The sequence below is a fragment of the Lelliottia nimipressuralis genome (assembly GCF_041464075.1).
GTDB lineage: Bacteria > Pseudomonadota > Gammaproteobacteria > Enterobacterales > Enterobacteriaceae > Enterobacter > Enterobacter nimipressuralis.
In genome coordinates this window covers 2,123,503-2,136,111 of record NZ_CP167172.1, presented here as the reverse complement: position 1 = coordinate 2,136,111, position 12,609 = coordinate 2,123,503, and the positions used below count along the sequence as shown (strand labels likewise).

At 58.2% G+C, this 12,609-nt stretch carries 8 protein-coding genes; 5 read left to right on the top strand and 3 right to left on the bottom strand.

The window, feature by feature from the left end; all coding sequences use genetic code 11:
• Positions 1 to 9 precede the first annotated feature (9 nt).
• Complete coding sequence (gene gap / locus ACB496_RS10045) at positions 10 to 1,011, top strand: type I glyceraldehyde-3-phosphate dehydrogenase (protein ID WP_100780221.1); 1,002 nt, start codon at positions 10 to 12, stop codon at positions 1,009 to 1,011.
• 38 nt (positions 1,012 to 1,049) lie between these two features.
• Here gap and aldA read toward each other — a convergent pair whose 3' ends face one another.
• Positions 1,050 to 2,489 carry an aldehyde dehydrogenase gene (aldA, locus tag ACB496_RS10040; RefSeq protein ID WP_102103679.1) on the bottom strand — a complete coding sequence of 480 codons (1,440 nt, stop codon included), beginning with the start codon at positions 2,487 to 2,489 and terminating at the stop codon, positions 1,050 to 1,052.
• A gap of 197 nt (positions 2,490 to 2,686) precedes the next feature.
• Positions 2,687 to 3,481, bottom strand: coding sequence for a YdcF family protein (locus ACB496_RS10035; RefSeq protein WP_371975094.1), 795 nt, complete (start codon positions 3,479 to 3,481; stop codon positions 2,687 to 2,689).
• Positions 3,482 to 3,693: 212 nt separating this feature from the next.
• On the opposite strand from ACB496_RS10035, the gene ACB496_RS10030 reads away from it, so the two are divergent.
• Genes ACB496_RS10030 through ACB496_RS10015 form a run of 4 tightly spaced genes read left to right on the top strand, consistent with a single transcriptional unit; the run spans position 3,694 to position 8,524 of the window.
• Positions 3,694 to 5,346, top strand: a complete 1,653-nt coding sequence (locus ACB496_RS10030) for an MFS transporter (RefSeq protein WP_371975093.1) — start codon at positions 3,694 to 3,696, stop codon at positions 5,344 to 5,346.
• A 45-nt stretch (positions 5,347 to 5,391) separates the two neighbouring features.
• The gene (locus ACB496_RS10025; protein ID WP_371975092.1) at positions 5,392 to 6,474 is read left to right on the top strand and encodes an HlyD family secretion protein; all 1,083 of its coding nucleotides are present in this window, start codon (positions 5,392 to 5,394) and stop codon (positions 6,472 to 6,474) included.
• Positions 6,471 to 7,853, top strand: a complete 1,383-nt coding sequence (locus ACB496_RS10020; RefSeq protein WP_371975091.1) for an efflux transporter outer membrane subunit — start codon at positions 6,471 to 6,473, stop codon at positions 7,851 to 7,853. Before ACB496_RS10025 ends, ACB496_RS10020 begins: the two co-directional genes overlap by 4 nt.
• Before the next feature lie 11 nt (positions 7,854 to 7,864).
• On the top strand, positions 7,865 to 8,524 hold the full coding sequence (locus ACB496_RS10015) for an O-methyltransferase (protein WP_371975090.1): 660 nt from the start codon (positions 7,865 to 7,867) through the stop codon (positions 8,522 to 8,524).
• 98 nt (positions 8,525 to 8,622) lie between these two features.
• On the opposite strand, the gene hrpA is transcribed toward ACB496_RS10015, so the two are convergent.
• On the bottom strand, positions 8,623 to 12,525 hold the full coding sequence (gene hrpA, locus ACB496_RS10010; RefSeq protein ID WP_371975089.1) for an ATP-dependent RNA helicase HrpA: 3,903 nt from the start codon (positions 12,523 to 12,525) through the stop codon (positions 8,623 to 8,625).
• Between the last annotated feature and the right edge of the window lie 84 nt (positions 12,526 to 12,609).

Sequence of the window (12,609 nt, the reverse complement as noted above, 5' to 3'; positions counted from 1 at the left end):
GAGTCAACCATGAGTAAAATTGGCATTAATGGTTTTGGTCGCATCGGACGCCTCGTCCTGCGCCGTCTGCTTGAAACTCAGGACAGCAACACCGTCGTCGCCATTAACGACCTCACCTCCCCCAAGGTGCTGGCGTATTTGCTAAAACATGACTCGAATTACGGTCCCTTCCCCTGGAGCGTCGATTTCACCGAAGATTCCCTGATTGTCGATGGCAAATCGATCTCCGTGTACGCCGAAAAAGAGGCCAAACACATTCCATGGACCACGGCGGGCGTCGATCTGGTGGTTGAATGTACCGGTTTTTACACCTCGGAAGAAAAGTCCAAAGCCCACCTGGACGCCGGGGCGAAAAAAGTGCTCATCTCCGCGCCCGCAGGCGAGATGAAAACCATCGTCTTTAACGTCAACGACGACACGATTGACGCCAGCGACACCATTATCTCGGTGGCCTCCTGCACCACCAACTGCCTGGCGCCGATGGCGAAAGCACTGCACGACGCCTTTGGGATTAAAGTCGGGACTATGACCACCATCCACGCCTATACCGGCACCCAGGCACTGGTGGACGGGCCGCGCGGGAAAGATCTGCGCGCCTCACGCGCGGCGGCGGAGAACATTATTCCGCACACCACCGGGGCGGCAAAAGCGATTGGGCTGGTGATCCCGGCGCTCAGCGGCAAGCTCAAAGGCCACGCCCAGCGCGTACCGGTGAAAACCGGATCGGTGACAGAACTGGTGTCGATTCTGGAGAAAAAAGTGACGGTCGATGAGATTCACGCCGCGCTGAAAAAAGCGACCGAAGGCAACGACTCTTTTGGGTATACGGACGAGGAGATCGTCTCTTCCGATGTGATCGGCTCGCACTTTGGCTCGATCTTTGATGCCACTCAGACAGAGGTGTCCGAGGCGGGCGACCTGCAGCTGGTAAAAACCGTCGCCTGGTATGACAACGAATACGGCTTCGTCACCCAGCTGGTGCGCACGCTGGATAAGTTCGCCGCACTCTGATTTACAGCGGGCAGCCAGGCTGCCCGCGTATCGCAAAATTAAGACTGCAGATACACCACCTGGGTTTGCAGATATTCATGCAGACCGTGTTTCCCGTCTGCCCCGCCGATACCTGATTTCCGCCAGCCCGCATGGAAGCCCTGCATCGCTTCAAAGTTCTCGCGGTTGATGTAGGTCTCGCCGAACTTCAGCCCTTTGATCGCTTGCATCGCCACATTCAGATTTTGCGTGTAAATGGACGAGGTCAGGCCATACTCACTGTCGTTAGCCATCGCCAGCGCCTCATCCAGAGAATCAAACGCCACCACCGGCAGCACCGGCCCGAAGGTCTCTTCGTGCATGATGGTCATCTCCTGGCGCACATCCAGCAGCAGCGTCGGCGGATAGAAATAGCCTTTGCCTTCCACCGCTTTACCACCCAGCGCCACTCTGGCCCCTTCCTGTACCGCGCGCGCCACTTTTTGTTCCACGCGCTCAAGGGCAGCGGCGTTAATCAGCGGGCCCATCGCAATATCATTCCGCTCAGCCGGATTGCCAAACTGCACCGCTTTCATCGCTTCACCCAGACGGTTCACGAAGCGGTCGTAAATGCCTTTTTGCACATACACGCGCTCGGCACAATTACAGACCTGCCCGGTGTTAATGACGCGCGAATCGACAATCGCTTTCACCGCCAGCTCAAGATCCGCGTCATCCATCACGATAGCAGGCGCTTTGCCGCCCAGCTCCAGGCACACTTTGGTGATGTTTTTCGCCGCTGCAGTCATGATTTTCTCCCCGGCGGTGACGCTGCCGGTCATGCTCACCATCGCCACTTTCGGGTTGCCCGCCAGCTCCTGCCCGACGGTTTCGCCGCGCCCAAGCACCAGGTTAAAGACTCCTTTTGGCAGTCCGATGTCATCGACGATTTTGGCAAACGCAATCGCATTATTCGGCGTGAATTCGCTCGGTTTGATGACGATGGTGTTGCCCGTCAGCAGCGCAGGTGCCAGCTTGCGGGCAATCAGGAAGAACGGGAAATTCCACGGCAGAATGCCGGTCGTTACGCCCAGCGCACGTTTAAACACCAGAATGTTCTCGCCCGGACGGTCGCTCTGAAGAATTTCCCCTTCGTAGCGGCGCGCCCATTCGGCCATATAGTCGATGTAATCGGCGGTGAAACTGACCTCCACGTCGGCCAGTTGCTGAATTTTGCCGCCTTCGGCCACGATCAGGGCGCTGATCTCACTGGCACGCTCACGGATACCGGCGGAAATTTTGCGTAGCCAGTTGGCGCGTTCAATCGCAGGGAGCGCTTCCCAGCCGGCCTGCGCGCGTTCGGCGGCCTCTATCGCTTTGCGGGCGTCTTCGGCACGCCCATCGGGAATACGGGAAATGACCTCTTCAGTGGCGGGATTGGTTACATCAATCCAGGTTTCACCTTGCCAGGCAACAAACTGTCCATCGATATACATAGGATGTTGTACGGGTACTGTCATGACCTGCTCCTGTAATTGCACTGTTTTTAACAAGTAAAATTAATGTTAAAAGTTACAATCAGGCGTCAGGTTGCCTATCGTATCGCGCTGTTTTTGTGAGATATCTCAAAAAAGAAACGGGTCAGCAAAACAATGACATTACAGACCGGCAACATAAAATGCCCGTTTGCGACACAGGGTGCGCAAACGGGCATCACTTACAGCAGAGAGCGACTGACCAGCGCGTCGGTGAGCGTGGTGTCGTGGCGCAAAATCTGCCACGCGGCTTCCACATCGGGCGGGATCTCGACGTGAGCGATAAAGTCCCGACCCGCCGGGCCGTAGCCGTTCGCGTCGTCCCGCAGGCGTGGGAGTTCACCCAGCACCAGCGACAGATAACGCTCAACCGGCCAAAGCCCCTCACCGCCGCCGCTAAACACCAGACCGTTTTCGCTGTTTTGCAGTTGCGGAGTGATCCCCGGATGGCTGATGAAGTGCGGCGACTCGCGCTCGTCGCGGCACACTCTGGCAAAGGTCGCCATCGTGCGCCGCTGCATGGTCGGGTCCTGTACCACAAGAATGCGTTGCGGGATGGGCGCGTGCTGCTTCAGCAGGTTCCAGCTAAAGCGTGCGTTTTCACCGCAGTTGGTGGACTGGTCGTCAATCAGAATACGGTCGTCAGGAATGTGCCAGAACAGACGCGCGATATCCGCCAGAATCGCCGCCTCGGCGCGTCCGGTGGTCGGCACCGTGTTATAGCGCGGGTGGCGCGCCGTCGCCGCATACAGAAACGTCGTCGAGTGGCCGATACCGCCGCTAATTAGCAATGGGATCGCCTGTTCAGACGCGACCCGACAGGCAGCGTCAATGGTCGGGATCACCGCATTCCCGGCAAGGATCACTGCGTCAAACGGCTGGTCGCGCGGGTTATCGTCCTGCGCCAGCCAGTTGCCCACCGTGTTAACCGCCGCCAGCGTGGTCTCGGGCAGGCAGGGAAAAAGTGTCAGCGTCATCGTTACCTCCTTACATCAGGTTACTTTCAGGGTAGCGCGTATAAGGTTGTGAAACAGAGGATCTCTCTGAAAGCCGCCCGCACGATACCGCAGTTGAAGGCAATCATATTTGATTTAATGAACTATTTCATATTCACTTGAATTATGATTTCTGCCACAGGTAGAATCCTTAGCCCACTAACTATTCAACTATTCCAAAGGTAACCGACGTTATGCGCCTGCCTCAACGCGATCCTTATGCTCCTCGCGAGTGGCAGCCACATGAAAAACCCGCCCTGCTGGGGTCCCCTTCCACACCGCTGCACAGCACACCGAAAAGAGTGGCCTACGGCGTGGTCGGTTTACTGGTTTGCCTGACGGGAGCGCTTGGCAACGCGATGGTTGCCGCCAACCTGCAAAATCTGCAGGGGACATTCGCCGTCTGGTCGACGGAGATCGCCTGGCTCCCTGCCGTTTACGTGATGACCAACGTCTCGATCAATCTGCTATTGGTGAAGTTTCGCCAGCAGTTCGGGCTGCGCGCGTTTACGGAAGGGTTTCTGGTGCTGTATGTGCTGGTGACCTTTTTCCACCTGTTCGTTAACGATCTCAGCTCGGCGCTGATGGTGCGCGCCGCCCACGGCATGGTGGCCGCCGCCTTGAGTTCACTGGGGATTTACTATCAGATTCAGGCCTGGCCTGCGAAACATCGCCTGAAAGCGTTGACCATCGGCATTACCGGGTCGTCGCTGGCGATCCCCATTGCGCGACTGTTCTCGACGGAGTTACTCCAGCTCGATGAATGGCGCGGGCTGTACTTTTTTGAACTCGGTCTGGCGCTGATTTCGCTCGGCTGCGTGATTGCGCTGAAACTCCCGCCGGGCGACCGCCGTAAAGTGTTCGAAAAGAAAGATTTCATCACCTTCTTCCTGCTGGCACCCGGTATGGCGCTGCTGTGCGCGGTGCTCTCGCTGGGGCGGCTCGACTGGTGGTTTGAAGCGCCGTGGATTGGCTGGTCGCTGGCTCTGTCGCTGGTGCTGATCCTCTCGGCCATTGTTTTCGAGCATAACCGCAGCAACCCCCTGCTCAATACCCGCTGGCTCTCCAGCGGCAGTATTCTGCGCCTGGGATTGATTATGCTGCTCATCCGCATCGTGCTGGCGGAGCAAAACACCGGGGTGATCGGCTGGCTACAGTACGTCGGCCTGCAGAATGAACAGATGACGCATCTGGCCTGGTCGATCCTCGCCGGGATTGTCTGCGGCATAGTCGCCAGCTGCCTGACCATCAAACCCACCAGACTGGCCTGGCCGATAGTCACCTCGCTGGTGCTGATGATTGTCGCGTCGCTGCTGGACAGCCAGTCGAACAACCTGACGCGCCCGGACCAGCTGATGCTGAGCCAGTTTTTGCTCGGCTTTGGCAGCGCATTTTTCCTCGCCCCGGCGATGCTGGCGGGTATTGGCGGTGTGATTGCCGATCCGCGTAATCTGGTCAGCTTCTCGGTGCTTTTTGGCATGAGCCAGAACGTCGGCGGCCTGCTGGGTTCCGCCATCCTCGGCACCTTTCAGACCTGGCGCGAGAAATACCATTCGAACTTACTGGCCGATCAGCTCACCACGCTCAATCCGCTGGTCAACGAGCGGCTACAGATTTACACCCAGATGTATCAGAACCTGATTGGCGACAGCGCCCTGCTTAACACCCAGGCCGTCACGCAGCTGCAAACTGTCACGACGCTGGAAGCCAATATTCTGGCCTATAACGATACTTATCTGCTGACCGCAGGCATTGCCACCGCCACGCTGGTGTGGATTTTGTGGCGCCTGCTGCGCCTGAGAATCACCGCCCGTCTGGCGCTAAAACACGCCACGGGCACCAAATAATGGAAGAAAACCAAGAATGAACAGCGCATTACCTCCGGAGAGATTATGAGTCAGCAGGATGCCGCCAAAGAGCAGGCCACTACCCGCAATAATTTGCGCATTGTTTCCATTTTTACCGCAGCGGCGATAGGGATTGTCGGGGTGCTGGTGATCCTCTACGCCTGGCAACTGCCGCCCTTTACCCGCCACAGTCAGTTCACGGATAACGCCTATGTGCGCGGGCAGACCACCTTTATCAGCCCGCAGGTTAACGGCTATATCACCGAGGTGAAGGTGCAGGATTTCGTGCAGGTCAAAAAAGGCGATCTGCTGCTGCAAATTGATGACCGCATCTATCGCCAGCGCGTACATCAGGCGCAGGCGCAGCTGGCAATGAAAATGGCAGCGCTGAACAATAACTTGCAACAGCGCAAAAGCGCCGAAGCGGTGATTGCCCGTAACGATGCGGCGCTAAAAAACGCGCGCGCCCAGAGTGTGAAAACGCAGGCGGATTTAAAGCGCGTTAAAGATTTGACCGCGGACGGCTCCCTGTCGATTCGCGAACGCGATGCGGCGCTCGCCAGCGCTGCTCAGGGCAGCGCCGATATTGAGCAGGCCAAAGCGACGCTTGAGATGTCGCGTCAGGACCTGCAGACGGTCATCGTCAATCGCGGCTCGCTGGAGGCCGACGTCGAGAGCGCGAAAGCCGCGCTGGAACTGGCGCAAATTGATTTGCAGAACACGCGGATTGTCGCCCCGCGCGACGGTCAGCTCGGGCAAATTGCCGTACGACTCGGCGCCTACGTCACCGCCGGAACCCATCTCACCACCCTGGTGCCGCCGCAGCACTGGGTGATCGCCAATATTAAAGAGACACAGCTCGCGGACCTGCGCGTCGGACAGCCCGTCACCTTTACCGTCGACGCCCTGAACGGCAAACGCTATCAGGGCCGCGTGCAGAGTATCTCTCCGGCGACCGGCGTCGAGTTCAGCGCCATCACGCCGGATAACGCCACGGGGAACTTTGTGAAAATTGCCCAGCGTATCCCGGTGCGCATCGAAGTGCTCGGCAAGCCCGAAGAGTCCGCGCTGCTGCGCCCTGGCATGTCCGTTCAGGTGAGCATCGACACGCGGGAGGCGAAACAATGACGCTTCGCCCCGTCGTCTGCATGCTGGGTGCGCTGTGGCTGGCAGGCTGTCAGTCGGTGGATGTCGCGCCGGCCAAAAGCACGCTGCACATCCCCGCCGAGTGGCGCGAAACCCGTGGCCCTACCAGCCCAGCGGAGCAGCTGTGGTGGCGCAATTTTCACGATAATCATCTCAATCGCTACGTGGATCAGGCGCTGCAAAATAACAGCGACGTGCTGATCGCCCGCGAGCGGATCAACGAGTATCAGGCGCAGGTCTATGCCGCCGACAGCAGCCTGTTCCCCTCCCTGGATGCGGGTGTGAGCGGCACCCGCGCCCGTGCCCAGTCGGCTGCGACCGGCCTGCCTGTTTACAGCACTTTGTATAAGGGAAGTCTCACTGCCAGCTACGAAGTGGATATCTGGGGCGTCAATCGCAGCACCGCGAATGCCGCCGAGGCAACGCTGGAGGCGCAAAAAGCCGCGGCTGCCGCGGCGGATCTGACGGTCGCCTCGTCGGTGGCCTCGGGCTATATCACCCTGCTTTCTCTTGATGAGCAGTTGCGCGTCACCCAGTCCACCGTGAAATCACGTGAAGATGCGCTGGCGCTGGCCAAACGCCAGTTCGAAACAGGCTACAGTTCGCGCCTGGAGCTCATGCAGTCGGATTCCGAGCTGCGTTCGACGCGCGCGCAGATCCCGCTGCTCCAGCATCAGATCGCCATGCAGGAAAACGCGCTCAGCCAGCTTCTGGGTGCGAATCCCGGTGCAGTGGCGCGCAGCGACAGTTTCAGCACGCTCACGCCGCTGCCATTGCCGTCGCAGCTACCGTCGACGTTACTCAATCGCCGCCCGGACATTGTGCAGGCGGAACGCCAGCTGATCGCCGCCGATGCCACGCTCGCCGCCTCGCGCGCCAGCCTGCTGCCGTCGATCAACCTCACCGCCACAGGATCGATACAGGATCGCACGCTGCCCGGTTTGCTCGACAATCCGCTGCAGCTCTGGAGTCTCGGCGGCAGCATTCTGGCACCGCTGCTGAACCGCCAGGCGCTGAACGCGCAGGTGGATATCTCTCAGTCCCAGCGTAATCAGGCGCTGTACAGCTATGAAAAGACCGTGCGCAATGCGTTCCGTGAAGTGAACGACAGTCTGGATGCGATCACGCGCTATCAGGAGCAGCTGACGGAGTTAATGGCGCAGCAGGATGTGGCCCAGGAGACGCTGCGCATCGCGCAAAACCGTTATCGCAACGGCTACTCCTCCTATCTGGACGTGCTGGACGCCCAGCGAACGCTGTTCTCGGTGCAAACGAATGTGGTACAGGTGAAAAATAACCTGCTGCTGGCGCAGATTGATTTGTATAAGGCGCTGGGCGGCGGGTGGTCTGAGAAAAACTAAGGGGTCAGTCTATGCAACAAACGTGGTCTGCAGTAGATAACTATATGATTTCTTCTCTTATTCCCCAGGATACCGTGCTGCAAAGCGTTCTGAAAAATAACAAACGAGCCGGGCTGCCGGAGCATGACGTTGCGGCAAATCAGGGGCAATTACTGGCTTTATTTGTCCAGATGACGCAGGCAAAGCGCATCCTGGAGATCGGCACTCTGGGCGCTTACAGTACGATCTGGATGGCGCGCGCGTTACAGCCTGGTGGCAAAATTATCACCCTTGAGGCCGACCCTGTTCATGCCGAAACCGCCAGGCAGAATATCCGCCTTGCCGGTTTGCAGGCGCAGATTGAGCTTATCGAGGGGCCTGGATTGCAATCGCTGGAAGGTTTCGGCGATATCCCCCCTTTTGACCTGATCTTCATCGATGCCGATAAGCCGAATAATCCGGGCTATCTGAAGTGGGCGCTGCGCTACTCCCGCCCTGGCACCGTGATCATCGGGGATAACGTGGTGCGTGACGGCGAGGTGATCAATGAGCAAAGCAATGATGAGCGCGTACAGGGCGTACGGCGTTTTATCGATATGATCGGGGAAAACCCTCGGCTCACGGCCACCGCGCTGCAAACCGTGGGGGTAAAGGGTTGGGATGGATTTACCCTGGCAGTGGTGAATAGCTGAGCCGTGTTTATCGCCCGGTAAGCATTGCGCCACCGGGCGATAATCACACACGTCTTACGACCCGCCGGGTAGCGGCGACGCCTATCCCGGCCTGAAAACTACGCCGTAATCTGCTCCATCGCCTGCAAAATACGCTTATCGGAGATCGGATACGGTGTACCGAGCTGCTGCGCGAAGAAACTTACGCGCAGCTCCTCGATCATCCAGCGGATCTCCCGCACATCTTCGTCCTCACGACGCGCCGGCGGCAGTTTGTTTAGCCACTGCTGCCATGCCTGCTGGACACTCTCCACTTTCAGCATTTGCGCACGATCGCGATGCGGATCGACGGCCAGCTTCTCAAGACGTTTTTCAATCGCATTCAGATAACGCAGGGTGTCGCCGAGGCGCTTGAAACCGTTGCCGGTGACAAACCCGCGATACACCAGCCCGCCCATCTGCGCTTTCACGTCCGACAGCGCCAGCGCCATGGTCATATCCACGCGCCCTTTCAGGCGTTTGTTGATATTGAACACCGCCGTCAGGATTTGTTCGACCTGTTTGGCGATGGTCACCACGGTGTCGTTCAGCCCGGCGCGCACTTTGTCGTGCAGGGCCGCAAAGCCCTCTTCCGTCCAGACCGGACCGCCCGCCTCGTCTATCAGCTTATCGACCCCACAGGAGATGCAGTCGTCGATCAGATCCAGCACCTTGCCGTAAGGGTTGAAGTACAGTCCGAGCTTAGCTTTGTTCGGCAGTTTTTCATGCAGATATTTGATCGGCGACGGAATGTTCAGCAGCAGAAGGCGGCGCAGACCGCGCCACATGGCCTGCTGTTGTTCCAGCGGGTTGTCAAACAGCTTGATCGCCACGCTGTCACGCTCATCCACCAGCGCCGGCCACGCCTTCACTCTGTAGTTGCCGCGCTTCTGCTCGTAGTGATTCGGCAGATTGCCGAAACTCCAGATGTGCAACCCGCTTTGCTCGATACCGTCATCGGCAACTGCCGAGAGCGTCTCCTGCACTTTGCCTTTCAGCGCTTCTTTCAGCTCCGTCAGCGAACGCCCTTCGTTGAGCTTTTTGTTTTTATCATCCACCACCCGGAAGGTGATTTTCAGGTGATCGGGTACCTGATCCCAGTGCCAGGATTCGCGGTCAATGGTCACACCTGTCATGCGTCTAAGCTCTTTCTCAAGCGCATCCAGCAGCGGCAATTCCAGCGGCGTGACGCGGCCTAAAAAAGCTTCCGCATAGTTCGGGGCCGGAACAAAATTACGGCGCACCGGTTTCGGCAGGGATTTGATCAGCGCAATCACCAGTTCGCGGCGCAGGCCGGGGATTTGCCACTCAAAGCCACTCTCATCCACCTGATTCAGCAGCGGCAGCGGAATGTGCACCGTCACGCCGTCGGCGTCTGCCCCCGGTTCAAACTGGTAGGTCAGACGCAGCTTGAGGTTGCCCTGATGCCAGAAGTTCGGATAGTCCAGCTTGCTGACTTGCTCCGCGCCCTCTTTAATCAGCATGCTCTTTTCAAAGTTGAGCAGGTCCGGTGACTCTTTGCTGGCCTTTTTCCACCAGCTGTCGAAGTGACGCGCAGACACCACGTTATGGCTGATGCGCTGGTCGTAGAACTCAAACAGCGCTTCGTCGTCCACGAGGATGTCGCGACGACGGGATTTGTGCTCCAGCTCTTCCACTTCAGCGCGCAGCTTGAGGTTTTCGCGGAAGAAAGCGTGGCGAGTCTGCCAGTCGCCTTCCACCAGCGCATGGCGGATAAACAGCTCGCGGGAGAGCGCCGGATCGATCAGGCTGTAGTTCACCTTACGCGCCGCCACGACCGGCAGGCCGTAAACGGTCACTTTTTCCGTCGCCATTACCGCGCCCTGCGCGCGCTCCCAGTGCGGTTCACTGTACGAGCGTTTCAGCAGGTGCTGCGCGACAGGTTCGACCCACTCAGGATCGATACGCGCCGCAATGCGCCCCCACAGACGGCTGGTTTCGACCAATTCGGCCACGATAGTCCATTTCGGCGGTTTCTTGAACAAACCGGAACCTGGGAAAATCGAAAAGCGAGCGTTGCGCGCGCCGGTATATTCCTGCTTATCGGCATCTTTCATGCCGATGTGCGACAGCAGCCCGGTCAGCAGCGCCATGTGAATCTCGCGATACTCCGCCGGTTCACTGTTCACCGGAATGCCCAGCTCTTTCACCACCTGCCGCAGCTGGGTGTAGATATCCTGCCATTCGCGTACGCGCAAGTAGTTCAGATACTCGACCTTACACTGGCGGCGGAACTGGTTCGACGACAGCGCTTTTTGCTGCTCACCGAGATAATTCCACAGATTCACAAAAGCGAGGAAATCAGACTCTTTATCGTGGAAACGCTGATGCTTTTCATCGGACGCCTGCTTTTTGTCCATTGGCCGCTCGCGCGGGTCCTGAATCGACAGCGCCGAGGTAATGATCATCGCCTCGCGCACGCAGCCATGTTTCTGCGCTTCGAGCACCATGCGCGCCAGACGCGGGTCCACCGGCAACTGGCTGAGCTGGCGTCCCAGCGGCGTCAGCTTATAGGCGTTCGCCTGTTCGTCGGTGGTGATCGCCCCCAGCTCTTCGAGCAGGCGCACGCCGTCCTGAATATTGCGTTTATCGGGCGCTTCGACAAACGGGAACGCCGCGATATCGCCAAGCCCGAGGGCGGTCATTTGCAGGATAACGGACGCCAGGTTGGTTCGCAGAATTTCGGGATCGGTAAATTCCGGTCGCGACAGGAAATCGTCTTCGGAATAGAGACGAATACAGATCCCTTCCGACACACGTCCGCAGCGGCCTTTACGCTGATTCGCCGACGCCTGTGAAACCGGCTCAATCGGCAGACGCTGCACCTTGGTGCGATAGCTGTAGCGGCTGATACGCGCCGTACCCGGATCGATCACATACTTAATGCCCGGCACGGTGAGTGAGGTTTCGGCAACGTTGGTCGCCAGCACAATCCGGCGGCCGCTGTGGGCCTGGAACACGCGGTTCTGCTCGCTGTTAGACAGGCGGGCATACAGCGGAAGGATCTCCGTGTGGCGCAGATCGCGCTTGCTCAGCGCATCGGCGGTGTCGCGGATTTCGCGTTCACCGCTCATAAAGATCAGAATATCGCCGGGGCTTTCGCGGCCCAGCTCATCAACGGCATCAAAAATGGCCTGCAGCTGGTCGCGATCCGTGTCGTCCGCCTCTTCCACAATCGGGCGATAGCGCACTTCCACCGGATAGGTGCGGCCAGAGACTTCAATGATTGGCGCGTTGTTGAAGTGGCGCGAGAAGCGCTCCGGATCGATCGTCGCGGAGGTAATGATGATTTTCAGGTCCGGGCGGCGCGGCAGCAGCTCGCGCAGATACCCGAGCAGGAAATCAATATTCAGACTGCGCTCGTGGGCTTCATCGATAATGATGGTGTCGTACTGCATCAGCAGCCGGTCCTGCTGGATTTCAGCCAGCAGGATACCGTCGGTCATCAGTTTGACCATGGTGTTGTCACTGACGTGATCGCTGAAGCGCACCTTGTACCCGATGCAGCCACCCGGCTCGGTTTGCAGCTCTTCGGCGATGCGGTTCGCCACCGTGCGCGCCGCCAGACGACGCGGCTGGGTATGACCGATCAGGCCCTTGATCCCACGGCCCAGCTCCATACAGATTTTTGGCAGCTGAGTGGTTTTGCCGGAGCCAGTCTCCCCGGCGACAATCACCACCTGGTGATCGCGCACGGCTTCGAGAATTTCCTGTTTTTTCTGACTGACAGGCAGGTTTTCCGGGTATTCAATCGATGGTCGCGCCGCTTCGCGCAGCACGACTTTCCCTGCTGCCTGTTCAATCTCTTTCGCCATCTCCTGGTAAATGGCCTGTTGTGCATCAGGATTTTTAACCTTTTTAACGCCGTGCAGGCGACGTGCAAAGCGCTGCTTATCTCGCAGCATCAGCGTATCAAGCTGTTGCATCAGCATCGGGAAGGTTAATTTTAGTTGTTCTGTCATAGTGTTAGGGGGCAGTGCTCTGCCAGGCTAAATCTCACTTGAATGATTGCTATAGAGTACCACACCGCCGCTTTGACTGCCTTA

Excerpts from the sequence above, each read along its gene's own strand:
- ACB496_RS10020 (WP_371975091.1), top strand. The coding sequence starts at position 6,471 with ATGACGCTTCGCCCCGTCGTCTGCATGCTGGGTGCGCTGTGGCTGGCA.
- aldA (WP_102103679.1), bottom strand. The coding sequence starts at position 2,489 with ATGACAGTACCCGTACAACATCCTATGTATATCGATGGACAGTTTGTT.
- ACB496_RS10015 (WP_371975090.1), top strand. The coding sequence starts at position 7,865 with ATGCAACAAACGTGGTCTGCAGTAGATAACTATATGATTTCTTCTCTT.
- ACB496_RS10025 (WP_371975092.1), top strand. The coding sequence starts at position 5,392 with ATGAGTCAGCAGGATGCCGCCAAAGAGCAGGCCACTACCCGCAATAAT.
- hrpA (WP_371975089.1), bottom strand. The coding sequence starts at position 12,525 with ATGACAGAACAACTAAAATTAACCTTCCCGATGCTGATGCAACAGCTT.
- gap (WP_100780221.1), top strand. The coding sequence starts at position 10 with ATGAGTAAAATTGGCATTAATGGTTTTGGTCGCATCGGACGCCTCGTC.
- ACB496_RS10030 (WP_371975093.1), top strand. The coding sequence starts at position 3,694 with ATGCGCCTGCCTCAACGCGATCCTTATGCTCCTCGCGAGTGGCAGCCA.
- ACB496_RS10035 (WP_371975094.1), bottom strand. The coding sequence starts at position 3,481 with ATGACGCTGACACTTTTTCCCTGCCTGCCCGAGACCACGCTGGCGGCG.